General features: G+C 69.7%; 25 protein-coding genes. 13 read left to right on the top strand and 12 right to left on the bottom strand.

Features of this window, described 5'->3' with window-relative positions; genetic code table 11:
* Nucleotides 1-312 precede the first annotated feature (312 nt).
* Entirely contained in the window at nt 313-774 is a 462-nt protein-coding gene (locus ACFY2X_RS43525; protein ID WP_389950117.1) for a pyridoxamine 5'-phosphate oxidase family protein, read from the top strand.
* Nucleotides 775-806: 32 nt separating this feature from the next.
* Here the strand turns inward: ACFY2X_RS43525 and ACFY2X_RS43520 are convergent, their stop codons facing one another.
* Together ACFY2X_RS43520 and ACFY2X_RS43515 are read right to left on the bottom strand one after the other, a co-directional pair.
* Entirely contained in the window at nt 807-1,841 is a 1,035-nt protein-coding gene (locus ACFY2X_RS43520) for an alcohol dehydrogenase catalytic domain-containing protein (RefSeq protein ID WP_389950114.1), read from the bottom strand.
* A 79-nt stretch (nt 1,842-1,920) separates the two neighbouring features.
* Entirely contained in the window at nt 1,921-2,322 is a 402-nt protein-coding gene (locus ACFY2X_RS43515) for a cupin domain-containing protein (protein ID WP_389950112.1), read from the bottom strand.
* Nucleotides 2,323-2,549: 227 nt separating this feature from the next.
* On the opposite strand from ACFY2X_RS43515, the gene ACFY2X_RS43510 reads away from it, so the two are divergent.
* Nucleotides 2,550-2,891, top strand: a complete 342-nt coding sequence (locus ACFY2X_RS43510) for a hypothetical protein (protein WP_389950109.1) — start codon at nt 2,550-2,552, stop codon at nt 2,889-2,891.
* On the top strand, nt 2,885-3,847 hold the full coding sequence (locus tag ACFY2X_RS43505) for a helix-turn-helix domain-containing protein (RefSeq protein WP_389950106.1): 963 nt from the start codon (nt 2,885-2,887) through the stop codon (nt 3,845-3,847). The genes ACFY2X_RS43510 and ACFY2X_RS43505 overlap by 7 nt, the downstream gene beginning before the upstream one ends.
* A 3-nt stretch (nt 3,848-3,850) precedes the next feature.
* Here ACFY2X_RS43505 and ACFY2X_RS43500 read toward each other — a convergent pair whose 3' ends face one another.
* Both ACFY2X_RS43500 and ACFY2X_RS43495 read right to left on the bottom strand, forming a co-directional pair.
* Nucleotides 3,851-7,357 carry a S8 family serine peptidase gene (locus ACFY2X_RS43500; protein WP_389950104.1) on the bottom strand — a complete coding sequence of 1,169 codons (3,507 nt, stop codon included), beginning with the start codon at nt 7,355-7,357 and terminating at the stop codon, nt 3,851-3,853.
* Between the two features lie 595 nt (nt 7,358-7,952).
* The gene (locus tag ACFY2X_RS43495) at nt 7,953-10,190 is read right to left on the bottom strand and encodes an Orn/Lys/Arg decarboxylase N-terminal domain-containing protein (protein WP_389950101.1); all 2,238 of its coding nucleotides are present in this window, start codon (nt 10,188-10,190) and stop codon (nt 7,953-7,955) included.
* Nucleotides 10,191-10,288: 98 nt separating this feature from the next.
* Here ACFY2X_RS43495 and ACFY2X_RS43490 point away from each other — a divergent pair, with 98 nt between their 5' ends.
* From ACFY2X_RS43490 to ACFY2X_RS43480, 3 genes are all read left to right on the top strand, one after another.
* Entirely contained in the window at nt 10,289-10,564 is a 276-nt protein-coding gene (locus ACFY2X_RS43490; protein WP_389950098.1) for a hypothetical protein, read from the top strand.
* A 263-nt stretch (nt 10,565-10,827) separates the two neighbouring features.
* A complete protein-coding gene (locus ACFY2X_RS43485) occupies nt 10,828-11,259 on the top strand; it encodes a hypothetical protein (RefSeq protein ID WP_389950095.1) in 432 nt (143 codons plus the stop codon).
* 66 nt (nt 11,260-11,325) lie between these two features.
* Complete coding sequence (locus ACFY2X_RS43480; protein WP_389950092.1) at nt 11,326-12,222, top strand: haloalkane dehalogenase; 897 nt, start codon at nt 11,326-11,328, stop codon at nt 12,220-12,222.
* A 235-nt stretch (nt 12,223-12,457) separates the two neighbouring features.
* Here the strand turns inward: ACFY2X_RS43480 and ACFY2X_RS43475 are convergent, their stop codons facing one another.
* On the bottom strand, nt 12,458-13,903 hold the full coding sequence (locus tag ACFY2X_RS43475; RefSeq protein WP_389950090.1) for a carboxylesterase/lipase family protein: 1,446 nt from the start codon (nt 13,901-13,903) through the stop codon (nt 12,458-12,460).
* A gap of 117 nt (nt 13,904-14,020) precedes the next feature.
* Here ACFY2X_RS43475 and ACFY2X_RS43470 point away from each other — a divergent pair, with 117 nt between their 5' ends.
* From ACFY2X_RS43470 to ACFY2X_RS43460, 3 genes are all read left to right on the top strand, one after another.
* Nucleotides 14,021-14,530: an RDD family protein gene (locus tag ACFY2X_RS43470; RefSeq protein WP_389950087.1), complete on the top strand. Its 510-nt coding sequence runs from the start codon at nt 14,021-14,023 to the stop codon at nt 14,528-14,530.
* A 100-nt stretch (nt 14,531-14,630) separates the two neighbouring features.
* Nucleotides 14,631-15,590: a threo-3-hydroxy-L-aspartate ammonia-lyase gene (locus ACFY2X_RS43465; RefSeq protein WP_389950084.1), complete on the top strand. Its 960-nt coding sequence runs from the start codon at nt 14,631-14,633 to the stop codon at nt 15,588-15,590.
* A 47-nt stretch (nt 15,591-15,637) separates the two neighbouring features.
* Entirely contained in the window at nt 15,638-16,270 is a 633-nt protein-coding gene (locus ACFY2X_RS43460; protein WP_389950082.1) for a TetR/AcrR family transcriptional regulator, read from the top strand.
* A 185-nt stretch (nt 16,271-16,455) separates the two neighbouring features.
* On the opposite strand, the gene ACFY2X_RS43455 is transcribed toward ACFY2X_RS43460, so the two are convergent.
* The 3 genes from ACFY2X_RS43455 to ACFY2X_RS43445 form a co-directional block, all read right to left on the bottom strand.
* Nucleotides 16,456-17,343, bottom strand: coding sequence for an alpha/beta fold hydrolase (locus tag ACFY2X_RS43455; protein WP_389950080.1), 888 nt, complete (start codon nt 17,341-17,343; stop codon nt 16,456-16,458).
* Between the two features lie 142 nt (nt 17,344-17,485).
* Nucleotides 17,486-17,614: a hypothetical protein gene (locus tag ACFY2X_RS43450; protein ID WP_389950077.1), complete on the bottom strand. Its 129-nt coding sequence runs from the start codon at nt 17,612-17,614 to the stop codon at nt 17,486-17,488.
* Nucleotides 17,615-17,620: 6 nt separating this feature from the next.
* A complete protein-coding gene (locus tag ACFY2X_RS43445) occupies nt 17,621-19,042 on the bottom strand; it encodes a PLP-dependent aminotransferase family protein (protein WP_389950074.1) in 1,422 nt (473 codons plus the stop codon).
* A 47-nt stretch (nt 19,043-19,089) separates the two neighbouring features.
* Here ACFY2X_RS43445 and ACFY2X_RS43440 point away from each other — a divergent pair, with 47 nt between their 5' ends.
* A complete protein-coding gene (locus tag ACFY2X_RS43440; RefSeq protein WP_389950072.1) occupies nt 19,090-19,281 on the top strand; it encodes a hypothetical protein in 192 nt (63 codons plus the stop codon).
* A gap of 157 nt (nt 19,282-19,438) precedes the next feature.
* Complete coding sequence (locus ACFY2X_RS43435; RefSeq protein WP_389950070.1) at nt 19,439-20,236, top strand: TetR/AcrR family transcriptional regulator; 798 nt, start codon at nt 19,439-19,441, stop codon at nt 20,234-20,236.
* Between the two features lie 32 nt (nt 20,237-20,268).
* On the opposite strand, the gene ACFY2X_RS43430 is transcribed toward ACFY2X_RS43435, so the two are convergent.
* Both ACFY2X_RS43430 and ACFY2X_RS43425 read right to left on the bottom strand, forming a co-directional pair.
* Nucleotides 20,269-20,643, bottom strand: a complete 375-nt coding sequence (locus ACFY2X_RS43430) for a VOC family protein (protein WP_389950068.1) — start codon at nt 20,641-20,643, stop codon at nt 20,269-20,271.
* Nucleotides 20,640-21,104: a hypothetical protein gene (locus ACFY2X_RS43425; protein ID WP_389950065.1), complete on the bottom strand. Its 465-nt coding sequence runs from the start codon at nt 21,102-21,104 to the stop codon at nt 20,640-20,642. The genes ACFY2X_RS43430 and ACFY2X_RS43425 overlap by 4 nt, the downstream gene beginning before the upstream one ends.
* A 190-nt stretch (nt 21,105-21,294) precedes the next feature.
* Between ACFY2X_RS43425 and ACFY2X_RS43420 the strand changes: the two genes are divergently transcribed.
* Together ACFY2X_RS43420 and ACFY2X_RS43415 are read left to right on the top strand one after the other, a co-directional pair.
* Nucleotides 21,295-22,404 carry a CapA family protein gene (locus tag ACFY2X_RS43420; RefSeq protein WP_389950062.1) on the top strand — a complete coding sequence of 370 codons (1,110 nt, stop codon included), beginning with the start codon at nt 21,295-21,297 and terminating at the stop codon, nt 22,402-22,404.
* Nucleotides 22,401-23,057 (top strand): protein-L-isoaspartate(D-aspartate) O-methyltransferase, encoded by a 657-nt coding sequence (locus tag ACFY2X_RS43415; RefSeq protein WP_389950059.1) that lies wholly within the window; start codon nt 22,401-22,403, stop codon nt 23,055-23,057. The genes ACFY2X_RS43420 and ACFY2X_RS43415 overlap by 4 nt, the downstream gene beginning before the upstream one ends.
* A 26-nt stretch (nt 23,058-23,083) precedes the next feature.
* Here ACFY2X_RS43415 and ACFY2X_RS43410 read toward each other — a convergent pair whose 3' ends face one another.
* On the bottom strand, nt 23,084-24,298 hold the full coding sequence (locus tag ACFY2X_RS43410) for an MFS transporter (protein ID WP_389950057.1): 1,215 nt from the start codon (nt 24,296-24,298) through the stop codon (nt 23,084-23,086).
* A gap of 69 nt (nt 24,299-24,367) precedes the next feature.
* A complete protein-coding gene (locus ACFY2X_RS43405; RefSeq protein WP_389950054.1) occupies nt 24,368-24,943 on the bottom strand; it encodes an ArsR/SmtB family transcription factor in 576 nt (191 codons plus the stop codon).
* Nucleotides 24,944-24,999 lie beyond the last annotated feature (56 nt).

The raw sequence follows: 24,999 nt of genomic DNA, 5'->3' as shown, positions 1-24,999 counted from the left end.
CGCGAGGTGCCGGCCGGGGAATGAGGGCACGAGCGGCGAATCATCGCTTAACAGGCGGGTTCCGGAAGTCGCACCGGAGTCCCGCGGCCGGCCCCGGTACGGTAGCACCGCGGTGGTCCGGGGGAGGCGTTCGATGGCTCCGGCCATGGCTGAGGGGTCCGCCCCCTCATGATGACCCTGGGCGCCGCCGATGTTGATCAGAAGATTCATTCTCGATCGACCCGGCCGGGCGACCGCTCTCCACGGGCGGCTGCCCGGCTTTCCGCTCTGTACGATCGTCTGATCTTCGCCTGCCTGAAGGAGTCGCCCGCGATGACCCTGCCCGCCGCCCGTACCCTGGAACAGCGCAAGCGCGACACCCTGCGCCGGTTTGAGCGCGATGTCGACGCCTGGGTGGCCACGGCCGATCCCGGCAACGGGGAGCCGTACATGGTGCCGCTGTCCTTCCTCTGGGAGGGCACCACTCTGCTGATCGCCACCGCCACTGCCAGCCCGACCGGCCGCAACCTGCGGGCGACGGGGAAGGTCCGGCTCGGCATCGGACCCACGCGTGACGTGATCATGATTGAGGGTGTGGCCGAGCCGCTGCCTGTTTCCGAGATCTCCTCTGAGCTGGGAGACGCCTTCGCCGTCAAGACCGGTTTCGACCCGCGCGAACTGAGCGACCCCTACCTCTACTTCCGCGTCCGGCCGCAGCGGATCCAGGCGTGGCGCGAGGTCAACGAGCTGAAGGACCGCGAGCTGATGACTGGCGGTCGCTGGCGCACTCCCTGATCGGCCGCGGCGGCGTCATGGGGATGCGGGGCTCAGGGGCGGATGAGTACTTTCAGCGCCTCGCGGCCGGCCATGGCACGGTAGCCGTCCGGCACTTCCTCCAGGCCGATGGTGCGGTCGAACACCCTGCCCGGCTCTATCGTGCCGTCGAGCACGTCGGGCATCAGCTCCTCGATGTAGGCGCGGGCCGGAGCCACGCCGCCGGTGAGGGCGATGTTGCGCCGGAACACCTCGAACCCGATCGGCCCCTCGGTGTATTGCGGGACACCGACCCTGCTCACCGCGCCGCCGTCGCGTGCCACGCCGAAGGCCGTCTCCAGCGCCTGCCTGGTGCCGACGCACTCCAGCACCGCTTGCGTGCCCTCGCCGCCGGTCAGCTCCCGTATCTGCTCGACGCCCTGCTCGCCGCGTTCGGTGATCACGTCGGTGGCGCCGAACTCGCGGCCCAGGCCGGTGCGGTCGGTGTGCCTGCCCATCAGCAGGATCCGCTCGGCGCCGAGCCGTCTGGAGGCCAGTACCGCCGACAGCCCGACGGCGCCGTCGCCGATCACCGTCACCGACGTGTGCGGCCCGACCCCGGCGGTCACCGCGCAGTGGTGGCCGGTGGGCAGCACGTCCGACAGGCTGAGCAGCGACGGCAGCAGGGCGGAGTCCTCGCCGACGGGCAGTTTGACCAGCGTGCCCTGCGCCCATGGCACCCGCACGGCCTCACCCTGGCCGCCGTCCACGCCGTTCGCGGCCCAGAACCCACCGCGCGGGCAGGAGGTGTGCAGGCCCTCGGCGCAGAACCGGCAGGTGTTGTCCGCGTAGGCGAACGGCGCGACCACGATGTCACCGGCCTTCAGCCCGGACACTTCCGAGCCGACGTCCTCCACGACGCCGAGGAACTCGTGGCCGATGCGCTCGCCCTGCTCCGTGACCGGCATCGATCCGTACGGCCACAGGTCACTGCCGCAGATGCACGAGCGCAGCACGCGCACCACGGCGTCGGTGGGTTCTTGCACCCTCGGGTCGGGGACGTCCTCCACCCGGATGTCACCGGCACCGTAAATCAATGTCGCTCGCATGAGACTTCCCCGATCATGCCATCTCGATGTTGCTGGAAACGTCCTGCGCGGAGATCCCCGGCCGGCGGGGCGGGGTGCCTTACCTGCTGGCGTATTCCTCGTCGGTGACGTGGTCACCCCATTCGGTCTCAGGGCCACGGCTCTCGCCAGGGCCTTCCCAGAGGGCGAGGTGGGTCATGAAATGGTCGGGGGCGGCACCATGCCAGTGCCACTCGCCCGGCGGCGTGTGGACGGTGTCGCCGGGCCGCATGACGACGACCTCGCCGCCGCGGGACTGCACCAGCCCGACGCCCTCGGTGACGTGCAGAGTCTGCCCCACGGCGTGGCGGTGCCAGGCGGTGCGGGCGCAGGGCGCGAAGCGCACCACATAGGCGCGTATCCGCGAGGGTTCCTGCCCCGCGGCGATGACGTCGAACCAGACGTCACCGGTGAACATCTCGGCCGGCCCTTTGACGGACGGCTGCTTCGGCAGGACTTCCATTGTATTTCTCCTTCTCGGGACGAGCGCCACGAGCCCAGGCGTTGAAGACGTTCTTCCTGTTCCTGGAGCTTCTCTGCGCCTTGTCACATGCGGCCGGAGCCGGTTCCTGCAGTGGGTCGAACAGACCACGGGGATCACGCTGCTCTCATCGCATTGAGTGGGTTACCGCCGTACGAGGCCAAGCTCGCGGTGGCGAGGTGCGAGCACATCCGGCTTAACATGCATGGATGAGGTTTTCGACAGGTGCACTGTTCGAAGTCGAGGCCACCGTGTCCGCCTGGCGGCAAGGCGACGCCTGGCCGGCGCTGACCGTGCAGGAGCCCGACGCGTACAGAAGGCTGTTGGCCGAGTGCCTGCCAGAGACGATCGGCTACCGCCTGCCCGAGGCCACCTGCCTGGCCTGGCCGGACCTTGGCGGGCGGGGCGCGGCCGAGCAGGGGGCCAGGCCGCCGGTCAGCGACGGCGAGCTGTTCGGCCAAGGCGGCGAGAACCATGTACGACTCGACTTCGGCACCTCGGTCCCGACCGTGGCGGAGATCCTCGACGGAATCTCCCGACTGACGTGCTGAGCGCGGCAGGGCTGAGCGTCGAGGAGGAGGCCGCCTACCGGCTTCTGGTCAGAACCGCCGGGGTCGAGCCCGCCGAGCTGGCAGAAGAGCTCGGCGTCGAGAGCGAGGCGGCGCGGCGGGCACTCGGTTCCCTGCTCGCCAAAGGCCTGGCACGAGCCGTATCAGGAGAGCCCGACAGGTTCATCGCCGTCGCGCCCGACGTCGCGCTCGCGGCCCTGCTGCACAGGCGGCAGGAGGAGGTGGACCGGGCCAGGCAGGCCGTGGAGCAGCTCACAGAGGAATACCTGGCCCATTCACGGCGCCGCGAGGCCGCCCGGCTGATCGAGGTGATCACCAGCAGGACGGCGCTGCGCGAGCAGTTGCGCCTGCTGCAGGACAACGCCCGCCACGAGGTCGTCAGCCTCTGCCGGGCTGGGCACGTGGCGATGACCTCGCAGGAGAACACCGAGGAATTGGCCGCGTTGCGACGTGGGGTGGGCTACCGCGTCCTGTACGAACGCGCCCTGCTCGAGGAGCCTGGCATGCTGATCAACCTCGCCGACGGGATCAAGCTGGGCGAGCAGGCACGTGCCCTGCCCACCCTGCCCGTGCGGATGATCATCGCAGACGGCGAGCTGGGCGTGCTGCCGCTGATCCAGCACACCGGTGGGCTGACCCAGCTCACCGCGGCGCTGATCAGGCCCAGCAGCCTGCTGGACGCGCTCAAGGCTCTGTTCGAGAGCCTCTGGGAGCGGGCCACCCCCGTCAGTCTCACCACGCCGGGCAGTCCGCTCGACTCCGACCACCTCTACCTGCTGTCGCTGCTGGTGGCGGGTGTGCCTGACAAGTCGATCGCCACGCAACTGAAGGTGTCGCACCGGACCGTCCAGCGCCGGATAACCCACCTGATGGAGCAGGCGGGCGCCCAGACCAGAATGCAGCTGGCCTGGCACGCCGCCCGCGAGAACTGGCTGTGACGGTCAGTACGCCCTGATCACCGTCTGCACGACCTGGTTGCCGCCGGAGTCGGTGGCGGTGACGCGAAGTGACGGATGCGGGCGGAGGACGACCGCGCTGTAGCGGCCGTGGCCGAGCGGGAGAACCGGCTGCCTGTGCCAGGTCGCGCCGTCGTCATAGGACAGCTCCAGCCGCAGGTCCTTGGCGGTCAGCCCGCTCACGCCCTTCTGATGCCGTACGGCGAAGCCGAGCAGGCCGGGCCGCACGTCGTAGTCGACCTGCAGCAGCGGCAGCACCTGCTGGCCCTGCTTCGACCTGAACGTCCAGGCCGTCTCGGTCGCGATCGCCCGCGTCCATTCCTCGGAGGTCCGCTTGGTGGACAGCTCGAGGCGGTACTCGGCCTCCTGCGGCACGGCGGGGAAGGCGCCCCAGGCGGCGTCGCGTTCCTCCACGAGCTTGCCATCCCTCAGGAACCTGGCCGAGGCGCTGTCGTTGTCGACCCCCGCGCGAGATGCGTGGCCGGAGGCGTCGACGAACTCGGGGACGCGGATCTCCAGGGTGTCGCCCACGCGGGTGGAGGGAGCCAGCCAGTCGGGGATGGCGGGCCGTACGACAGGCGCGTGCCAGCTCTCGCTGACCTGCTGACCGGGCTGGTAGGTGCGGGGCGGCTCGGTCAGCCCGTCCTGCAACCGGTTCATGGTGTCCCAGGTGAACTGGTGGTTGACGATGTGCTGCCAGAAGGAGCCGTCCGCGCTGACGTACTCGGCCCGCCGCAACGGCGTCTTCACGAACCGCTGCGTCTCCATCTGGTTGCCCAGGGAGTAGGCCTGCCAGGGCCGCCAGCCGAACCGCTGCTCCTTGGCCCACCCGAACCCGCCAGTGTCCTGATATTTCGTATCCACCCGCGCGGTGTTGCGGTTGCTCACCTCGTGCACGATCACGTCCGGGACGTGCCCGTTGGAGACCTGCATGACGTCATAGAGGTACGGCGACGCCATCGTCCCGCTGATGTCCAGCAGAGCGTGCCCCTTCCTGACCCGTTCGAGCAGTCGCTGCCCGTGATCGTTGGCGATCAGCATGACCGGGATGGGCAGCGACACGTTGACCGGGTTCCACCCACGTCCGAGCGCGTCGTCGGGAGTCATCACGATGATCGCGGCGACCGCCCCAGCCTTCACCGCCGCCTCAGCGGCGTCTTCCCATGCCACTGACGGGTCGCCCATCACGGCGACCTTGCCCCGAGCGCCGCCCGCTCCCTCCGCGAGCCGCCACAGGTGACGGCCCTCCACGCCGGGCGAGCCGCCCAGAAAGCCCATCGGGTACACGGAGCCCGCCACTCGCGCGGAGATCTTCGGCGCGATCAGCTGCCAGCGGGAGGCGAACTCGAATGTGCCCTCGCTGACCGGCTGGGTCGGCGAGACGTTGAGCCCCTCGACGACGTCGAAGTTCATGACGCCCTGGGAGATCTTGCGCGAGCCGAAGGTGCGGTGGGTGAAGTAGGTGAAGATTCCCACCTGCTCCACCGGCTCGCTCGCCTTGACGGTGACGGGGCTGGTCTTGCGGTAGTCGAGGACCACCTCCAGGTCGCGGTCGACCTTGAGCTCCGGAATGACGACGAGCCCGTCGCGCGGGTGCATGCGGCCCCACCCGCTCGCGAGGTTGATCGCCTGTGTCATGTACGTGCCCTCGGAGACCTCCACGGTCAGACCCTGCTCGGGCACCCAGGTGAAGACGTCATCCTGCTGCGACGCGCCGAACATCGACAGCGTGTCGGTGCCGGTGGGCTTGCCGGCCGCGTCCACGGCGGTGAAGCGGACGGTGTGCTGGGGCCCCTTCCAGGTGAGCGCCAGCGTGGTGTGCACGCTCTCGGCTCCCGCGGTCGCGGTGACATGCCCGCCGTACCTGCCGAAGGGGAGCTTGGCCAGGTCAACGCGGACCTGGACCGCTGCGGTGCCTCCGGCTGCGACGGTGATGTTCCGCGCGCTGAGCACGGCGCCCTCGAGGGTGCTGGAGAGCTCCAGCGTGACCGGCGCCGCCGTACCGTTGGTGTAGGTGATCGTGCCCTCGGCCGTGCCGGTCCCCTCCCCCTTCTGGTGCTTGCCGAGGTTGACCACGCCGGTGGCCGTCACACCCTGCCTCAGGGCGCGCGCCACGTCGAGCCTGCCCGCGCCCGCGTCGTCGACCTGCTGGCCGGCCACCGTCTTGGCCGAGCCCACCAGGGCGTCCTTGATCTGCCCCGCCTTCCACTCCGGATGGCGCTGCTTGAGGATCGCAGCGGCCCCCGCCACGTGCGGGGTGGCCATGGAGGTGCCCGACGCGGCCGTGTACTGCTCGTCGACGGGCTGGCCCATGCTGGTGCCCTTCGCCCTGGCCGCGACGATGCCCACGCCCGGCGCCGTGAGGTCCGGCTTGGGCGCGTCGTCCAGGCGCGGACCCCTGCTGGAGAAGTTCGCGATGGCGTCCTTGCCGTCCACGGCGCCGACGGTCAGCGCGGAGGTCGCCGCTCCCGGACTGCCCACGGAGTAGGCGGCGCCGTCGTTGCCCGCCGCGACCACGAAGAGCGCGCCGGTCCGCTCGGTGAGATTGTCGACGGCGACGCTGAGCGGGTCGGTGCCGTCGGTGACGTCACCGCCGAGGCTCATGTTGATCACCGACGCGCCCTCGGCGGCAGCCCATTCCATGCCCTCGATGACGCCGGACAGGGTGCCGGACCCGTCGTCGCCGAGCACTTTGCCGATGATCAGCTCCGCGCCCGGGGCGACACCCTTCTTGCCGTCCCCGCCCGCGATGGTGGCGGCCACGTGGGTGCCGTGCCCGTGGGCGTCGTTCACGCTCTGGTCGCCGGTGAACACCTTGGTCTGCTTCACCCGGCCCGCGAGATCCTGGTGGGTCGCGTCGACTCCGGTGTCGAGTACGGCGACCTTGACGCCCTTGCCGTCGAAGCCGGCCTGCCACGCCTCAGGCGCGCCCACCTGCGGCACGCTGTGATCGAGTGAGACCTTGACCTTGGCGTCGAGCCAGATCTTCGCCACACCCTGGGCCAGGCTCGCCCGCTCCTCGTCCAGAGACTTCCACAGCCGCCCGATGGTGCGCTTGTCCGCCGAGACGGCCCGCCCGTTGATGCTCTCCAGCGGAGTGGCGGTCCTGGTGGCCATGCCGTCGTAGACGAACAGCAGCGGCAGCTTGTCCGTCGTCGCGTCGTCGTAGCCCTGCTCGATCAGGTCGGTCACGGAGAACAGGCGCGGGTCCAGTCGCTTGGCCGCCAGGTAGGGCACCATGTCGGCCGGCAGGACCCGCAGCTCGCCATCCTCCTCGGTGGTGTGGAAGCCCATCCGGTCGCGGCCGGGCCCCGGCTTCACCTCTACCGCGTGCCTTCCCCGCTCCGCCTCCCTGACGGTCACCACGTCACCGGTGATCAAGGTGACGCGGTGAACGCTGGAAGCGGGAGGCAGCGCTGCCGCTGGCGACGGGGAGCTCAGCAGGGCGGCGGCGGATACTCCCACCGCCGCCACATGTGCGGACCAGTGCATGGGGGGTGAACCTCTCGTATCAACAACTAGTGATCACGAGAGTGGGCGATGGCGGACCCTGCTCGCCAGCACTCAGACCTGCCGTTTATCTGCCATGTCGTTAATGCGACAGCGGAGGCGACTCCGACCCTGCCGCGAGCAGGAGTGGCCCTCGTGCAAGGCGGCCAGTAGCTTGAGAAGGAGCATGGCGCCGCCGGGGTAGTTGGTGCTGGGCGAGCGGTACAGGTCAGACCCAGGGCCACATGCTCCGGTCCGAGCTGCTCGCTCTGCGCCCACGTGAGAAGCCGCCGACCAGATCGACAATCCCATCGAGGCGGCCCTTGCGATCGCCGCTCGTGTCACGGGCGTCGTCCTCACTCAGCGACATCTTCGCCGGCCGATCCTTGGCGCGGCCCTCCCCGGTGCCTACTGACCGGCCCGGCGCTCCCCAGGACATCTCACGGTGCCACCGGCTTGACGCTTAACACTGCGGGATGTCTTGGGGATTACTGAGCCGTCACCGAGGGGAACTACCTGCTCCTCGATCAGGGCGACTGGGCGCGCGTACGGCCCTGCCTCCACGAGGTCTGGTACTGCGCCCTCGACTCCGCCGAACTCAGTGCTTGACGACTTCCACCCAGTAGCGGCCGTCGCCGTCACGGTGGGCGCCGTGGATGTCGGTGGCCAGCTCGGGGAAGGCCCGGTCGAAGTCCTCCAGAGCCCGGAGATATGTCATCAGCGGGCCGTCGGCCGGGCCGGCCGCCTCGCCGGGCATCAGCATGGGGATCCCGGGTGGGGTGACCACCACCGTGGCCGCGGCGATCCGGCCCGGCAGGTCGGCCAGTGAGACGCGCTCGGTGCGGGCCCGGATCATGGCCTGGTAGCAGTCGGCAGGAGTCGACACCGGCTCGGGCAGGGTGGTGAAGACCTGGTCGAGAAGCTTCCCGACCCCGGAGTCACGCAGCTTCTCGTGGACCAGGGTGCAGAATTTCTGCAGCGAGATCGCGGGCGGCCCGAAGCCGGGCAGCACCTCCGCCAGAGGCAGGTCGTCGTCGTAGGCGTTCTTGAAGTCGGTAAGCGCGTCGATCAGCGTGCCCCACTTGCCCTTGGTGATCCCCATGGAGAACAGCACCAGCAGCGTGTGGTCGCCGGTCTTCTCCACCACGATGCCGCGCCGCTGCAGGTAGGCGGCCACGACGCGGGCGGGGATACCCCAGTCGAGGGTGCCAGTGGCGGCGTCGGCGCCCGGGCAGATGATCGTCACCTTGACCGGGTCGAGCAGGCAGTAGCCCTCGGACATTCCGTCGAACCCGTGCCACGCGGCCTCCGCCTCCAGAGCCCAGCACCGGGGCTCGGCGCACAGCAGCGCCGGGTCGGCGTCGGCGAACGAGACGGTCTGGCCGGTGCGCGGATCGGTGACCGCGGGAGGCTGCCAGACGCCGAAGAACCAGTCGGGCCGCAGGTCGTCCTCGTGGATGCGGGCGGCCAGCCGCACCATCGCCTGCCGGAACCGGACGGCTTCGACGATCGCCTCTCCGGTGAGGAACGGCCCCGACGGGCCGTCCATCATCGCCGCCGCGACGTCCAGCGAGGCGATCATCGGGTAGAGCGGCGACGTGGAGGCGTGCATGAGGTAGGTCTCGTTGAACGCGTCGTAGTCGACCGGCGCCCGTTCCGCGGGGCGGACGTGCAGCATCGCCGCCTGTGACAGCGCGGCCAGCAGCTTGTGTGTCGACTGGGTGGCGAACACGGTGGGGCGGCCCGGGCCCGGCAGTGTGCGCTCGTTGATCGCCATGCCGTACCGGTTGGCGTAGAGCGGGTTGAACCGGGCGTAGGCGAACCACGCCTCGTCGAAGTGCAGCCGCGGCACGCTGGCGCCCAGCAGCTCGCCGACCCGCACCGCGTCGTAGCACACCCCGTCGTACGTGGAATTCGTGATGACCGCGTATGTCGGCCCTCCCGCGGCAAGGGGGTGAGCGGCCACCCGCTCACGGACCGCGTCCGCCTCCAGCACGGCGGGCGGGATCGGGCCCGCCAGCCCGAGCCCGTTGCGCTCGGGTACGAGGTAGACCGGGCGGGCGCCGCTGATGGCCAGCGCGTGCTGAACCGACTTGTGGCAGTTGCGATCCACCAGGACGGTGTCGTCACGGGCGATCGCGTGGTGGCCGACGATGCGGTTGGCGGTGGAGTTGCCGTTGACCACGAAGAACGTGCGGTCGGCGCCGAAGACGCGGGCGGCGTTGCGCTCGGCCTCTCCGATTGGGCCGGTGTGGTCGAGCGGAGACCCCAGCTCGGTGACGGAGATGGACAGATCGGTGCGCAGCAGCCGCTCACCGTAGAAGTCGAAGAACGCCCGGCCCACCGGCGATTTGAGGAACGCCACGCCGCCGGCGTGTGCCGGCGTGTGCCAGGAGTAGCGATGGTGATCCTGAAGGCGCCGTAGCGCGCCGAAGAACGGCGGAAGGATCTTCTCGGCGTACTGGTCGGCCGCGTAGGCGATGCGCCCGGCGATGAACTGCGGGGTGTCCTCCAGCGGGAAGACGTAGCCCTGGATGACCTCATACACCCACAGCGGAAGCTCCTGTTCCTGTGTCATCAGGAAGACGGGCAGGCCGCGGAACCGTCTGGCCACCGCGCCCAGCAGTTCCTCGGCCCCCGGCGCGTCCCATGCCGCCAGCACCGCCGTCAGCGACGCGTCCGACCCGACCACCGCCAGGGCGTCCTCGGCCCGGTGGGTCCAGCGCACCTGGAGTCCGAGTTCGTCCATTGCCGCGCACACGCGGCGGATCTGCTCGGCGAGTGCCGAATCGGCATCGGGACGTTCGGTGACAGCGGCCAGAACCGTTCGCTCCATGCGACACTCCGTGATCGGGGGGAGGGGCGGGACGGTTTACCGGCCCCACGCAATAGTAACGATAAGCTCTCGAAGAGCAACTCTCTGTAATTGTCACGATGGTCTGGCGGTCAATGCGGCATCGCCGGCGGCGTCCCTCTGGCTCGAAGCGCTTCGGCATCAAGCCGAAGTCCGGCCTGGTCACCTCCGGCTTGTTGGCCGGTGGAGCCGGCTTCTCCTCGTCCAGAGTCCGGGCAGTCGAGGAGATCTTCCTGTTTTCGCTCGCGCCGCATATCACGCCCATCTTTCGGCGTGCCCCGAAGGCCGTGAGAACCATGATTTGTAGCCATGTGGATACCGTGCGGTTCCGCCGGGCCGCGATGGCTGCACAGTGAATTCGAACCATGACCCCTGATCACGCTTCCTCTGATGATGCCGACCGGCGGCGGGCCTTGAGGTGGTGGCGACCTGGCGAAACGGGGCATGGCCGGCCGTCGCGTGATGATCTTCGAAGCCAGCCTAAAGTCGAGACGCGGGCTTCATGGAGAATCGGTATCAAAAAATACTTGTCTTCAAGCGAGACTGAGTGTCATTATTTGGGTGTCGGCAGGAAGCCGCACCGAACCTCACCCCGAGGACCACCTCATAAGGAGCCGTCATGTCCCCCGCCGCGTCCCTGAACCCCAAGATCGTCGGCCAGGCCGAGAACGCGCACGAGGCCGTGCTGGCCCGCGCTCTGGCCACGACCGGTGTCACCAAGAAGCAGTGGATCGGGCTCACCTTGGCCGCCACCGCCGAGACGCCCCTGGGCACCGAAGAGCTGGCCCGGCATCTCGCCGGCGCCCTGCGCACCGATCCCGCGTCCGCGCACCAGGTCCTGAGTGACCTGGTCGCCGCTGGGCTGCTCGCCGCGGAACACGCCGTCACGCCGACCGGGCGGGAGTTCTTCGAGCGGGTTCGCGCCGAGACCGGGCAGGTCATTGCCCGCGCCTACGACGGCATTCCCGCCGAGGACCTGGGCACCGCGGCCCGTGTCCTGGAACTGATCACCGGCCGCCTCGACCACGAGGCCGCCCGCACCGCGTCCTGACCCCCTTCCCGAACCTGGGAATCCCCGGACTTCGAAACCCCGGCCAACGAGATATAAGGACAACTCATGCCCGAGATCGATGTGCTCGATTCGACGATGTACTACGAGGAGACTGGCAGCGGCGCTGCCTGGGTCTTCCTGCACGGCAACCCCGGCTCGTCCCGGCTGTGGCGCAAGCTGCTGCCCGCGGTCGGCGCGGACGCCCGGCTGCTGGCCCCCGATCTGATCGGCATGGGCCGCTCGGGCAAGCCGGACGTGCCGTACCGATTCGCCGACCACGCCCGCTACCTGGACGCCTGGTTCGACCGGATGGGTCTGGAGGAGGTGGTGCTCGTCGGCCACGACTGGGGCGGAGCGCTGGCCTTCGACTGGGCGGCCCGCCACCCCGGCCGCGTCCGGGGCGTGGCCTTCTTCGAGACGATCGTCCGGCCGATGTCGTGGAAGGAGCTGGGCGAGGGCCCGCGCTCGCGCGCCGAGGCCATGCGTGGCCCGAAGGGCGAGGCGCTGGTGCTCGATGAGGACTTCTTCGTCCGGACGGCCTTCACCGGCGGCGTGCTCAACCCGCTGAGCGAGGAAGAGATCCAGGCATACTTGGAGCCCTACCCGACCCGCGACAGCCGCCGCCCCATCCTGGAGTGGGCCCGCTCCCTGCCCCTGGACGGCGAGCCCGCCGACGTCGCCGAACGCGTCGAGCGATACGACCGGTGGTTGGCCGCCAGCACCGACGTCCCTAAGCTCCTGCTCACCTTCGACTCCTCCCCGACCCTGCTCATCAACGACCAGATGGCCCAGTGGTGCGCCGCCAACATCGCCGCCCTGGAAATCCGGCACTGCGGCCCGTCCGGGCACCACGCTCCCGAAGATCAGCCCGAGGCCATCGCCAAGGCGATCACCGCCTGGGCCGCCCACCACAACCTGGACGGCCTTACGGAGCCGGCACCCGCCGATACGCGAAACCCGTGACGCGCCGGCCGCAACCACCGGGCGATTCCTGCCCGCGCGCTCGGCCATGCTGGGCGACTGGGGGTCCACACCGGGGTCCGCCACCCTTTCCGGGCCCGGTGGACCCCCGATCGTCCGCCGATCGCCGGACTCTCAGCTCGACGCCCTCGCCGAGGCCGGGGTCACCCGGATCCTCGCCGGGAAGATCTCCACCCGCTTCGATCGATCCGGCCGCACGTCTCGGGGACGAAAAGGGTCAATCGGTCACCGGGAAGCCGGACGTCGACCACAGTGCCCGCGAGGCCGCCTCGGGGTCGGGCGCGTCGGCGCTCTCCACGTCGAAGAGGTGCGTGATGGCGGCCTTCGGTTCGTACTGAGGCCAGCCGGGGTCGCCGGTCGTGGCGAAGCGCGTCCACGCTGTGCGGAACTGCGCCGACAGTCCTTCCGCCTCCGGCGACCCGCCGGTCAGCATGACCGCCAGCGGCGTGCCGAGATTGCCGAAGGTCAGGTGCACGTCCAGCCCATGGCAGGCGCCGAGCGCGGTCGGCTCCCAGGTCAGCTCGTAGCAAAATGTCGTCCCTGTGTGCGCGTCCGCGAGCAGTGCGCTGGGCATCCTGAACAGCCAGTCGGACATGAGCGCGGCGTAGGCGTCCTCGCCCCGGTAGACGAGGTCCGCGCCGGACGGTGCCGCCGTCTCCAGCGCCGGCCGCACGTCGCCCGGCCTGCCGTCGGCGAGCGCCTGGAAGAGCTTGAACTCGTCCCTGTTGAAGCCCACGATCAGCTCCACGTCGCCGCTCGCGCCGTCGGCCAGCGCGTTCCACGGCGTGTCGGGCAGCACCTCGCCGTCCACCACCGGCGCGAACGGCACCGCCGAGATCCCCAGCGGCCCCCACGTGGCCACATCACCCACCAGCTCCCGATGGACGAACGTACTCGAGGCCGCCACCAGTTGCTCCGGGTCGCTGTCGTACGGCGAGCCGCCCACCCCGCGCATGATCGCGGCGCTGACGCGAGCGGCCAGGGCGGGGGTGTACGTCACACTGGGTACACTCTGCGCGATCGCCCGGTGGAACAGCCCGGACGCGGACGGCATGGCCATCAGGCAGGCCACGGACCCCGCTCCGGCGGACTCGCCGAAGATCGTCACGTTGCCCGGGTCGCCGCCGAACGCCGCGATGTTGTCCCGCACCCAGCGCAGCGCCGCCAGCTGGTCGAGCAGCGCCCGGTTGGCAGGCGCGCCCTCCACCTGGGCGTAACCCTCGAAGCCGACCCGGTAGTTGAAGCTGACCACCACGACACCCTCCCCGGCCAGCCGCGCACCGTCATAGTCGGGGGAGGAGGAACCGCCGGTGACGTACGCGCCGCCGTAGATCCACACCATCACCGGCAACCCCCCGCCGCCCGGGTCGGGCGACCAGACGTTCACCGTCAGGCAGTCCAGGCCGTCGGCGGGACGCCACTGCGACATCCCCGGAAGGCTCGGCCCCTGTGGAGGTATCGGCCCGAACCTCGTCGCGTCGAACGTTCCCTCCCACGGCTCGACAGGGGCGGGTGCGCCGAACCTGAGCGGCCCGAACGGCGACTTCGCGAACGGGATGCCGGTGAAGGCGGTGACGCCGTCCATGGTCCGGCCGCTGACCTTACCCGTCGTGATCGTCGTCATCACCGTCATCACCGTCCGCCTCTCTTGTGTGATCTTCATTGACCCGACCATACGCCCGCGTATAGTCGGGTCCGGCGACGGGGTACCCAGCCGCCCGATCCGAAGGGGTCGCTTTCGTGCAAGCCGAATCACATCACCGTCGTGGAGGTTGTGAGGATGACCGGTGAGGCGGTTCCCGGAGCGCGCCGCGTGGTCGCGCTGGGATGGGACTATCTGCTGATCGTCGGCTGGCTGGCGCTGCTGGCCGGGGCGTACCTCCTGGGGGTCAGGCCGCTGGCCGGCGCACCTCTGGGCGTGGCAGACCTGGTGATCACCGGGCTCAGTGTGCTGCCGGTCTGGGCCTATCTGGTGGTGACCGAGGCCGGCGCGGCGCAGGCCACCTGGGGGAAGCGGCGCGCCCGGCTGATCGTGACCGCCGCCGCCGGCGGCAGGGCGGGACTCGCCCGGATCATGACCCGCAACGCCGTGAAGCTGCTGCCCTGGGAGCTGGCCCATCTCGCGGTCCTGCGGTTCTGGACGGCGGAAGCTGAATCGGTGATCGCGGTGCCCGCGCTGGTGCTGTGCTACGCCCTGGTCGGTGTCACCGTGGCACTCGCGGTTTTGCGCCGCGATCGGGCGGCGCTGCATGACCTGGTGGCGGGCACCCGCGTGGTCGTGCGCACTTGACGATCCCCACTATGAGCGCAAGTTGATGCAGATTTGAGGTGTTTGTTTTATGGCCTGATGGTCAACCTATTCATGTCGTCGAGCCGAGGAGAGCCGGTCTATGTTCCAGTTGCCGACCTATGACGATGTTCAGAAGGCCGCGGTTCGCATCGCGCCGTATGCCCATCGCACTCCGGTGTTGCGTTCGCGCCGGGTCAACGAGCAACTTGATGCCGACGTGGTGTTCAAGTGTGAGAATTTCCAGCGTATGGGGGCTTTTAAGTTTCGGGGTGCGTTCAATGCCCTGGCGCAGTTCACCCCTGAGCAGCGTCGTGCGGGCGTGGTGGCCTTTTCTTCGGGTAATCACGCTCAGGCGGTTGCTTTGGCGGCGCGACTGCTGGATGTTCCGGCCACGATCGTCATGCCGCATGATGCGCCGGCTGGGAAGGTGGCGGCCACGAAGGGCTATGGCGGGCGGGTCGTCACCTATGACCGTTACACGGAGGACCGGGAAGAGATCAGTCGCGCGCTGGCCGCCGATCATGGCTTGACGCTGGTCCCGCCGTACGACCATCCCCATGTGATCGCCGGTCAGGGGACGGCGGCCGGGGAGTTGTTCGAGGAAGTCGGTGATCTTGACGCGTTGTTCGTTCCGCTGGGCGGGGGTGGTCTGCTCTCGGGCACCGCGTTGTCGGCTCGGGCGTTGTCGCCCGGCTGTGCTCTGTACGGTGTCGAGCCCGAGGCCGGGAACGACGGCCAGCAGTCCTTGCGCCGGGGGACCGTCGTGCGCATCGACACCCCGAGAACCATCGCCGATGGTGCGCAGACTCAGCAGCTCGGCGCCTACACGTTCGACATCATCCGCCGCGATGTCGACGACATCTTCACGGTGACCGACGATGAGCTCGTCGAGAGCATGCGGATCTTCGGGTCTGTCATGAAAATCGTTGTCGAGCCTACGGGGTGTCTCGGGTTCGCCGCTGTCCGTAAATCGGCCGCCCGGCTGCAGGGGAAGCGGGTTGGCGTGATCGTCAGCGGCGGAAATATCGACTTCGACCGTTTCGCGTCGCTGCTGGTCTGACGGGTGTTCGGATGATCATCTCTGGCCGACAATGCTAAATTATGGCCATGCGGCCAGAGATTGGGCCAGGTGGCCAGAAGCGACGGTCGTTCATCGAACAGGCCCGTCGTGCCCAGATCATCGACTCCGCCATCGAGGTCATCGCCGAGGTGGGGTTCGCGAAGGCGTCGCTGGCGTTGATCGCCAAGCATGCCGGCATCAGCAAGGGGGTGATCTCCTACCACTTCGCCGGCAAGAACGAGCTGATGGAGGAGGTCGTCAGTCACATCTACTCCGGGATCGCCGAGTTCGTCACGGCCAGGATGGAGAAGGAGCAGACCGCGACGGGTTTGCTGCGCACGCACATCCTGGCCGTCGCCGAGCACATGCGCGACAACAGGACCCAGCTCAAGGCGGTCGGTGAGATCTTCTACAACCTGCGCCAACCGGACGACTCACCGCGGTTCGGCGTCGCGGCCAATGAGCCGATCTTCCAGTTGCTGGAAGGGATCTACCGCCGGGGGCAGGCGAGCGGGGAGTTCCGCCCTTTCGACGTGCGGGTGATGGCTGTGGCTCACTCCGGCGCCATCGACAACATGTTCGCTTACTGGATCGCGCACCCTGAGCATGACCTTGACGCGCATGCGCGTGAGCTCGCCGACCTCTTCAGGCACGCCACGCAGGCGGAGGGCTCCTCGTGAGGGCGGCGGTGCGGTTCCGCTGAGCCGACGGGGTGCCGGACGGGGTTCGCGCCGAGGGGCCGGGTGGCCGCTGGGGGATTTCCCTCACGGACACCCGGCCTGTGCTGTGCTTCACCGCGACGATGTTCGTCGTCCTGGGGGCCGGATGCGGGTGATCCGGCGGCACCCGTTGGTGATGCGGGCGATCACTCCGGGAGCCGCGTGCCGATCGTGGAGTCGAGCCATGGGCGCAGTATCGGCAGGACGTGAGCGGCCTGCATGGCCTGTGTGTGGTCGAGCCCGTTCAGGATGCGCACGTCCCATCCGAGGGCTTCGAGTTCTTCGCGCCGGTTCGTGATCGGGCCTGCCAGGCTGACGTGCACGCCACCCCAGCGATCTCCGTAGTGGATTTCGTCCGCCGAGCCGACGAAGCAGAGGCGGGGGCAGCCGATCCGGCTTTGGGCGGCTCGGTCGTCGAACTCCTGCAGAGCCTGGTACAGCGTGACGAACTGCTGGGTTTGCGCCACCGTCATCGACACCTCCACGGATGACCAGTCGGGTTCGTCTGACGTCCGGGCGGGGCCGGGGGTGTCCTGAACGGGGGTGTTCTGGGTGGGGGTGTTCTGGGCAGAGACGGACATCTCATGGGTTGCCATGGTCACGCGCAGCATTTCCGCGTACGGCCCGCCGACCGGCGGGAAGCCGCCCATGACGAGCGCGGAGAGGCGGTCGGTCCGGATCGCGAGCTGGAGTCCGCTGAGTGCGAGCCAGGAGTACCCGTAGTAGGCGAATCGGTCGGCCTCCACGGTGTCGGCCACGGCGAGGAGGTCGGCGGCGACGTTGGCGGGTGTCAGGGTGTCCGGTTTGGGGGTGCTCAGTGCGTGGCCTTCGTAGTCGAAGGCGACCACCCGGAACGCGTCGCTGAGGCCTTCGATGAGGGAGCGGCCCAGGGCCGGGTCGGCGCCCCATTTCCGCATCGCCTCGGCCTGCGGTCCTTCGACCGGTTGTGGATTGACCGGGAGCAGCACGGTGGGGCCGGAGCCGTGGACCTCCACGTCGATGGTGCTTCCGTCATGCAGTTTCGCCTTGGGCATTGAGGGATTCTCCGGTTTTGATGTGGTCCCCTGAGGGACGCGTAACTCTATAGGGCGTAAAGTGATCGCCTCGGCCACAATAGCTTATGCCGTAAAGAGTTGTGTCGCGGATGCCTCCGCCGGGCGGTGTGGCACGGTCCGCTCAAGCGCGTGGCGGCGGTCCGGCCGCGTCGTGGGCGCCGCCGTACGTGGTCGGGCCAGCCGTGTGCGACGGGATCGGCTGGAGCCCGGCGGGATCGGCGTTCTCGGCGCCGGCTGGGTGAGCGGGCATGCGCCCTTAGTGCCGCTTTTCGCCCTGATATTCCGCGAGGCCGTTGATGAGGCTGCCGAGGGCATTGCCGTAGGCGTGTTCCGGTGGGGTCGCGTAGCCGATCACAAGGCCGAGCGGGGCGTCTTCCGGGCGGCGGTGGAAATAGGCTATTCCGTCGACGGCGACTCCGCGTTCCGCCAGGTGGGCGAGGAGCTGGGCCTCCGAGGCGTCGATGCCGGGCAGTTGCAGGACGACGTGCAGGCCGGCGGCGATCCCGGCCAGATGCCCGTGGGGCAGACGCTCGGCGACGGCGGCCCCGAGGAGGTCTCTTCGGCGCCGGTAGCGGGACCGGCAGCGGCGCAGGTGCCGGTCGAGGTCGCCGGTCCGGATGAGCCGGGCGAACGCCAGCTGGTCGATGACGTTGACGTACGACTCCTCCCAGCGCATCATCTCGCGCAGTGGCGCGACGAGGCCGGTGGGCACGACGATCCAGGCGATGCGCAGGCCGGGGGCCATGATCTTGCTGGCCGTTCCGGTGTAGATGACACGGTCGGGGGCCAGGCCCTGCAGGGCGCCGACGGGCTGGCGGTCGTAACGGAATTCGCCGTCGTAGTCGTCCTCGACCACGAACGCCCCGGTGCGGGAGCTCCACGCCAGCAGCTGCGTGCGCCGGGACGGGCTCAAGGTGACCCCGAGCGGGTACTGGTGGGCCGGGGTGACGAAGGCGGCGGCCTCGTCGGCGAGCGCGTCGACCACGAGTCCGTCCTGATCCACGGGGACATGGTTCACCCGGAGCCCCGCCTGCTCGACGAGGATGGGGTAGTCGGGCGAGAACGGGTCCTCGAAGGCGACCGCCGACGCCCCCTGCCGGCGGAGCGCCTGGGAGATGAGCCGGAGCGCGTGGGGGTGGCCCGCGCACACGATGACCTGGTTCGGCGTGGTCACCACGCCGCGGGCCCGGCCGAGATAGTCGGCCAGCGCCTCCCTGAGTTCGGCGCACCCGGTCGGGTCGCCGTAGCCGAAGGCGGTGTTGGGGGCGGTCTGCAGGACATGCCGGGTGGCGGCCAGCCATTCACGCCGGGGGAAGGCCGACAGGTCCGGCATGCCCGGCCTCAGATCCGTTCCCGATACCGGCCGCAGGAAGGTGCGGACGAACGGCGTCGTTTCGGCGGGCGGCGCGGCGGGTCGCGGGGCCACGCGGATGCCCGACCGCGGCCGAGAGGTCAGGTATCCCTCGGCGACGAGCTGGTCGTAGGCCTGGGTGACCGTGCCGCGCGCGACACCGAGATCGCGGGCGAGCGCCCGCGAGGAAGGCAGTGACGTTCCCGGCGACAACTGCCCGTGACGTACGGCGTCGCGCAGAGCGTGTTCCAGCCCTTTCCGCAAGCCGTACGTGGAGTCGAGCCGGAGATGGAGATCCAATCCCCATCTGGCCCATTGATCCTCCATGAAACTGGACTATATCCATGGGCCAAAAGCTCCGTAGTTTTCCCGGCATGAGACATCTCGCCATGGCCGTCGGCCTCACCACCCACCTTCTCGGCCCCGACCGGCCCGCGGCGGAGTCGGGATCGGCGACGTCCGGCATCGAAGGGATCTCGCCGACGCGGCTCCGGCGGGAGGCCCGGCGGCCATGGAGATTCCGGTGGAGACGGCGCCCGCGCGGCGACGACGCGGGGAGGCCGTGAACGGATCCCGCCTGCGGATCACCTCTGTGTCCGGCGGGATTCCCCCGTGGGGCGCGAGGCCGGTGGCCGGGCGGGCGGTGGGCCGCCCTTCCCTGATATCCTTATGGCGTAAAGAGACGGTCCGGTCACATTGGCTCACGGCGCGAGGAGTGGCGGGTTGGTCGTCTTCGCCGGACAGGGTGACGCACGCCGTTCGATGGCCCTGCTGTGGCACACCACGGAGCCGGGGGAGGCGCGGACCGGCCCGGGGCCCAAACCCGGGCTGACCGTGGACATGATCGTGGACGCGGCGATCGCCGTCGCCGACGCGGAGGGGATGGCGGCGCTGTCCATGCGCGTGGTGGGCGAGCGGCTCGGGCGCACGGGCATGGCCCTTTACACATATGTCCCCAACAAGAGCGTGCTGGTCGACCTCATGTACGACCGGGTGCTCGCCGAGCTGCCCACCGGTTACGAGCATGAGGCGGGCTGGCGGACGGCCCTGACCTCGTGGGCCGAAGACACCGCGGCGTTCTATGTGCGGCATCCATGGGTGCTGCAGGTGTCGCAGGCGCGGCCGGTGCTGGGTCCCAACGAGTTCTCCACGCTGGAGACGGTGCTGCGGATCCTCGGGCCGACCGGGCTGGAAGCCGAGACGCTGCGGAGCGTCGTCGCCGCGCTGTTCAACGTCGTGCGCGGGGCGGCGAAGACGATCGCGGAGTCACGGCAGGCCCCGGCCGCGACCGGGGTGACCGACGAGGAGTGGTGGCATGACCGCTCGGCCCTGCTCGCGGAGCTGGCGCCCGACTTCGCCGAGCGGTTCCCGATGGTGGTGTCGCTGGAGGGCGGGGGAGAGCAGGGGCCCGGCGACGACGGCACGCCCTTCCTGGAGCGGCAGGCGAGGAAGGCCTTCGCGACCGGGCTCACCGTCCTTCTGGACGGGGTCGAAGCGGCCGTGAGCAGAGCCGCGGGCTAACCACCCGGTGACTGACCCCGGCGGGACCGGGGTCACCTCGGGGACATCACCTCGTACAGGTTGCGGGCCTGGTCGACGAAGAACAGGCCGCGCGGGCACAGCGGATGGTCGATGCGGCCGTTGTCGGGGTGGGCGGGGTGGTTGCCGTAGGGTACGCCCGTCTCGTGAAGGCGGGCCAGGATCTGGTCGAAGGTGGCCGGGTCCACGTCGAAGGCCAGGTGGAGGCCGGTGGGGTTGTCCACGGTCATGAAGTCGAGGGTCAGCGTGTCGTTCACCCGCACGGGCGCGAAGTGCCCGTTGCGGCCGGCGGGCGGCAGTTCCTCCAGCCCCATGATCGAGGCGAAGAACCGGGCTGCCAGGCGGTTGTCGACCGCGGGGACGATGGTGTGGTTCAGCGTGATGGTCATGGCGTGCTCCAGGGATCGTTGAGGGCACCGTGCAGGAGGATGCCGACGAGTTCTTCGGGAGATGGCTCCGTGTCACCCGGCCGGGAAAGGTGTGGTGTGAAGAGCATCCCGAGGAGGACTGCGGAGATCTTCCCGGGCTCCAGGCGCAGCGCCGCACGGTCGGGTTCGATCAGAGCGGATACGGCTCGGCGGGTCGCCTTCATCGACGTCTCCCCGTCGCCCGGCGCCGGCCGGCCGCCAGGGGTCAGGCGGCGGCGGTGACCGGAGGTAAACGGGGTGCCGCCCATGGCGCTCATGCGTTCGGGGTGGGCGCGTAAGGCGTCGACCGCTCGGGTCAGCCGTGCGGGGAGTGGCTCGTCGAGGGGGATCGAGGCCAGTTCGCGCAGTATGTGGTCGGGGGTCATCTGCCCGGGTCGCCCGGTGTGCGTTTCCGGGGGCTCGCCGGGGCTCACCTCTGTCATGCGCCATACGATATGGAGTGAGTGCTCACTCCGTCAATAATGAGTGAGTGCTCACTCCATGCCTGTCGGGCGGCCTGCGACGCGGATGCCCGGTCCCGAGACGATCCCGTTCCTCGCCACCCCCGCGCCCGACCCTCCCGGCACGCGTGAGACGACGCGTGAACGGCCTGGTCAGGCCTAGCATGGAAGCATGCGCGCCGATCAGGTGACGTTGTTCCTCTGCGGCGACGTCATGCTCGGCCGCGGCGTCGACCAGATCCTGCCGTACCCCGGTGACCCGGCGCTGCGAGAGATGTGCTTCCGGGACGCCCGGGCCTACGTCGAGCTGGCGGAGGCGGTGAACGGCCGGATTCCCCGCCCGGTGGACTTCTCCTGGCCCTGGGGAGAGGCCCTGCCGGTGCTTGAGGAGGCCGCGCCCGACGCCCGGGTGGTGAACCTGGAGACGAGCGTCACGCGAAGCAACGAGTTCGCGCCGGGAAAGTCCGTGCACTACCGGATGAATCCAGCCAACATTCCCTGCCTGGCCGCGGTCCGGCCCGACGCCTGCGTGCTGGCGAACAACCACGTGCTGGACTTCGGCCGCCTGGGACTCGAAGAGTCACTCGACGCCTTGGCCGGTGCGGGGCTGTGGGCGGTGGGGGCGGGACGGGACGCCGACGAGGCACGGCGGCCCGCCGTTGTCACGGCCGGTGGCGGGCGAATCCTGATCTTCTCGTTCGGGATGGAGTCCAGCGGCATTCCACCGGGATGGGCGGCGGCCCCGGACCGGTCCGGCGTCGACTTCGTGCCCGCGCTGTCGGACGCCCGCGCGGCCGAGGTCGTCGGACGGGTGCGGCGGGTCAAGGGACCGGGCGACATCGCGGTCGTCTCCGTTCACTGGGGCTCCAACTGGGGTTACCACCTCGCCCGCGAGCAGGTCCGCTTCGCCCACGCGCTGGTCGACGGCGGTGTCGACGTCGTGCACGGGCACTCCTCGCACCATCCCCGCCCCGTGGAGGTGTATCGCGGCAGGCTCATCCTGTACGGCAGCGGCGACTTCGTCGACGACTACGAGGGCATCGCCGGTTACGAGGAGTATCGCGACGACCTGCGGTTGCTGTACCTCGTGTCGATGGAGCCGGGTTCCGGACGGCTGACCGAGCTGCGCATGGTGCCCATGCAGGCCCGGCGGATGCGGCTCCACCACGCCGGGAACGACGACTCCGAGTGGCTTCGGGCGGTTCTCAACCGCATCAGCCGCGACTTCGGATCACACGTCGACCGGGATCCCGGCGGCGCGCTCACCCTCCGGCGGACGTGAACGCGGTGGACGCCACCGGGAGCACCTCCGCCGAAGACCTCGTCCGGGCGGTCCGGGCGGCGGGCGTCCGCGACGAGCGCCTGCTCCAGGCCATGCGGGAGACGCCCCGAGCGGGATTCGTCCCCGCAGGCCATACCGCGGACGCCTACCAGGACGACCCCATCCCGATCGCGCACGAACAGGTGACCACGCAGCCCTCGCTGTCGGCGAGGATGATCGAAGGCCTGGGACTCACCGGGGACGAACACGTGCTTGAGATCGGCACGGGCCTCGGCTTCCAGACCGCGCTGCTCGCCCGCATGGCCGCCGATGTCGTGAGCGTCGAGCGGTGGCCGGACCTCGCCCGGCAGGCGCGGCGAAACCTCGCCCGGCACGGGGTCCGCAACGTCGACGTCCTCGTCGGAGACGGCAGTTGCGGCGTGCCGGACCGTGCTCCGTACGACGCCGTCATCGTGTCGGCCGCGTTCCCCGACGTCCCCCCGCCGCTGGTCGAGCAGGTGCGGCCCGGCGGCCGCCTCGTGCAGCCCATCGGGCCGGGCGGACAGGAGGAGGTCGTCCTGTTCCGGCGCACCGCCACCGGCCTGGAACGCCGGCAGGTCCTCACGCTGGCCAGGTTCGTCCGCCTGCACGGAAGGTACGGCTTCTCGCCCTGAGCATGGTTTTCTGCCCCGGGCGCGGCTCACACGCGGCAGGCGGCCTGCTCGTCGGCGACGGAGGGGACGACGTCGGGCAGGGGAGCCGGGCGGAGCAGGATGAGCGCGGCGCAGCCCAGAGCCGTCAGGGCGATCAGGGCGTACATGAAGCGGTAGTCGACGATCCCGATCAGCGCCGCTCCTGCGGTGATGGAGGCGGACTGGGTGACGGTGGAGAGCATGCCGGTGGCCGCGCCCACGCGGCCCTGGAGCCGGGCGGGGACGTACAGGTGCTGCGCGGTGCCGAGGGCGACGCTGAAGATGGGGATCGCCAGGCCGTAGATCGCCGCTCCGGCGAGGAACAGGACGAGTGACGGCGTCAGGAAGACCCCCGCGCCCAGGGCGAAGGCCGCGTAGCCGATGCTCGAACCGCGGGCCTCGCCGAGGCGCCTGACCAGGAATCCCGCCAGTACGCCGCCGGCGACGGAGCCCGCGCCCTGGACGGTGGTCAGGACGCCGAAGAAGGCGGCGGGTTTCCCCAGGCCTTGGTCGATGGCGGCGAACACGGCCGTGTCCATCAGGCCCGTGGCGGCCATGAAGATCGTCTCGGCGAGGGCCAGCCTGAGCAGGAGCGGCACGCGCCACAGGTATCGGAATCCGGCGGTGACGGCCGGCAGGAAGGGCTCGCCGGCGGGCTCCGGTTCGGACTCGGCGACCTTCAGCGAGGCCAGGGTGAGGATCGCGACCGCGAACGTCGCGGCGTCGACGACCGCGAGCGTTCCGCCGCCGAAGCCCTGGTAGATGCCGGCGCCGATGACGGGTGAGGCGATCCGGACGCCCTGCCGTACCGTGATCAGGGTCGCGCGGGCGCTCGCCGCTTCGGCCGAGGGCAGGATGTCCTTCAGCAGCGCGCCGTAGGCGGGGACGGAGAAGGTGACCCCGTAGGCGAGCGCGACGGCGTAGAGGATCCAGATCTGGTCGGCGGAGCGGACCAGGGCCAGGGACAGGACGACGAGGGCCATCGTGCCGTACATCGCGATCAGCAGCGGCTTGCGGCGGACGCGGTCCACGAGGTGGCCGTAGAGCGGGGAGATCACGCCGGGCAGGGCGAGGAAGAGGAAGATCAGTCCCGCGGCGGAGTCGGAGCCGGTGAGGTCCTTGGCCCAGATGCCGAGGGAGAGGTAGAGCGCGCTGTCTCCGAAGCTGGAGACGAGGTCACCGGCCAGGAGGCGCCGGAAGAGGGGGTTGCGCAGAGCGGTCACGTTCGACCTTTCGCCGGCCGGGGAGTCAGCCGAGGGAGGGCGGGGAGTCGGGGGAGGGAGAGCAGGGAGTCAGCCGAGGGAGGGCGGGGAGCCGGGGGAGTCGGGGGAGTCGGGGAGAGGGGCTCCAGTGAGCAGGATCCGGACGAATCGGGCGTCGTCCGGGACGGGTGCGCGGCCCATGGTCCGTTCGATGTACGGAGCCAGCACCTCAAGGAGCCGATCGCCGAGCTCGTCGAGCTCCTGCGCGGTCAGCGGCGCGGTGACGCCGCTGAGGAAGGCGGCCTCGCGCCACTCCTTGGGAGCGTGCGGGCGGGCCTGCGCCCAGTCGAGGAGTCTCGTGGCCTCGCGTTCGACGAAGACCCGTTCCAGCTCGGCCGCCGCGACCCCGTCCGTGCTCGACGACCAGCTCTGTTCCATGTCGGCGACCCGCCAGGGCCGCTCTCGCTGGTCTTCGCTCTCGGCCTCGACGACGTAGCCGTATTTGGCGAGCTGGCGCAGGTGGAAGGAGCACGAGGCCTGGGTCGTGCCCAGATGCCGGGCGCAGACGGCCGCCGTGGCCGGGCCGATCCGGCTCAGCAGGTCGATCAGGTCCAGTCGCAGCGGGTGGGCCAGCGCGCGCATGGCGCGCGGGTCACTGATCTTCATATGTCAAAGCTATCTTTGACATATTCTGATGTCAAACAAATCTTTGGCTTTTTGGG

It is taken from the genome of Streptosporangium sp. NPDC000396, from assembly GCF_042898655.1.
Classification (GTDB): Bacteria; Actinomycetota; Actinomycetes; order Streptosporangiales; family Streptosporangiaceae; genus Streptosporangium.
The sequence above is the reverse complement of the archived record's forward strand: the minus strand, read 5'-3'. Positions and strand labels throughout refer to the sequence as shown.

Excerpts from the sequence above, each read along its gene's own strand:
- ACFY2X_RS43520 (WP_389950114.1), bottom strand. The coding sequence starts at position 1,841 with ATGCGAGCGACATTGATTTACGGTGCCGGTGACATCCGGGTGGAGGAC.
- ACFY2X_RS43515 (WP_389950112.1), bottom strand. The coding sequence starts at position 2,322 with ATGGAAGTCCTGCCGAAGCAGCCGTCCGTCAAAGGGCCGGCCGAGATG.
- ACFY2X_RS43440 (WP_389950072.1), top strand. The coding sequence starts at position 19,090 with ATGAGACATCTCGCCATGGCCGTCGGCCTCACCACCCACCTTCTCGGC.
- ACFY2X_RS43480 (WP_389950092.1), top strand. The coding sequence starts at position 11,326 with ATGCCCGAGATCGATGTGCTCGATTCGACGATGTACTACGAGGAGACT.
- ACFY2X_RS43470 (WP_389950087.1), top strand. The coding sequence starts at position 14,021 with ATGACCGGTGAGGCGGTTCCCGGAGCGCGCCGCGTGGTCGCGCTGGGA.
- ACFY2X_RS43420 (WP_389950062.1), top strand. The coding sequence starts at position 21,295 with ATGCGCGCCGATCAGGTGACGTTGTTCCTCTGCGGCGACGTCATGCTC.
- ACFY2X_RS43475 (WP_389950090.1), bottom strand. The coding sequence starts at position 13,903 with ATGAAGATCACACAAGAGAGGCGGACGGTGATGACGGTGATGACGACG.
- ACFY2X_RS43495 (WP_389950101.1), bottom strand. The coding sequence starts at position 10,190 with ATGGAGCGAACGGTTCTGGCCGCTGTCACCGAACGTCCCGATGCCGAT.
- ACFY2X_RS43450 (WP_389950077.1), bottom strand. The coding sequence starts at position 17,614 with ATGCCCGCTCACCCAGCCGGCGCCGAGAACGCCGATCCCGCCGGGCTC.
- ACFY2X_RS43525 (WP_389950117.1), top strand. The coding sequence starts at position 313 with ATGACCCTGCCCGCCGCCCGTACCCTGGAACAGCGCAAGCGCGACACC.
- ACFY2X_RS43465 (WP_389950084.1), top strand. The coding sequence starts at position 14,631 with ATGTTCCAGTTGCCGACCTATGACGATGTTCAGAAGGCCGCGGTTCGC.
- ACFY2X_RS43405 (WP_389950054.1), bottom strand. The coding sequence starts at position 24,943 with ATGAAGATCAGTGACCCGCGCGCCATGCGCGCGCTGGCCCACCCGCTG.
- ACFY2X_RS43430 (WP_389950068.1), bottom strand. The coding sequence starts at position 20,643 with ATGACCATCACGCTGAACCACACCATCGTCCCCGCGGTCGACAACCGC.
- ACFY2X_RS43425 (WP_389950065.1), bottom strand. The coding sequence starts at position 21,104 with ATGACAGAGGTGAGCCCCGGCGAGCCCCCGGAAACGCACACCGGGCGA.
- ACFY2X_RS43460 (WP_389950082.1), top strand. The coding sequence starts at position 15,638 with ATGCGGCCAGAGATTGGGCCAGGTGGCCAGAAGCGACGGTCGTTCATC.
- ACFY2X_RS43485 (WP_389950095.1), top strand. The coding sequence starts at position 10,828 with ATGTCCCCCGCCGCGTCCCTGAACCCCAAGATCGTCGGCCAGGCCGAG.
- ACFY2X_RS43445 (WP_389950074.1), bottom strand. The coding sequence starts at position 19,042 with ATGGAGGATCAATGGGCCAGATGGGGATTGGATCTCCATCTCCGGCTC.
- ACFY2X_RS43490 (WP_389950098.1), top strand. The coding sequence starts at position 10,289 with ATGGTCTGGCGGTCAATGCGGCATCGCCGGCGGCGTCCCTCTGGCTCG.
- ACFY2X_RS43510 (WP_389950109.1), top strand. The coding sequence starts at position 2,550 with ATGAGGTTTTCGACAGGTGCACTGTTCGAAGTCGAGGCCACCGTGTCC.
- ACFY2X_RS43455 (WP_389950080.1), bottom strand. The coding sequence starts at position 17,343 with ATGCCCAAGGCGAAACTGCATGACGGAAGCACCATCGACGTGGAGGTC.
- ACFY2X_RS43500 (WP_389950104.1), bottom strand. The coding sequence starts at position 7,357 with ATGCACTGGTCCGCACATGTGGCGGCGGTGGGAGTATCCGCCGCCGCC.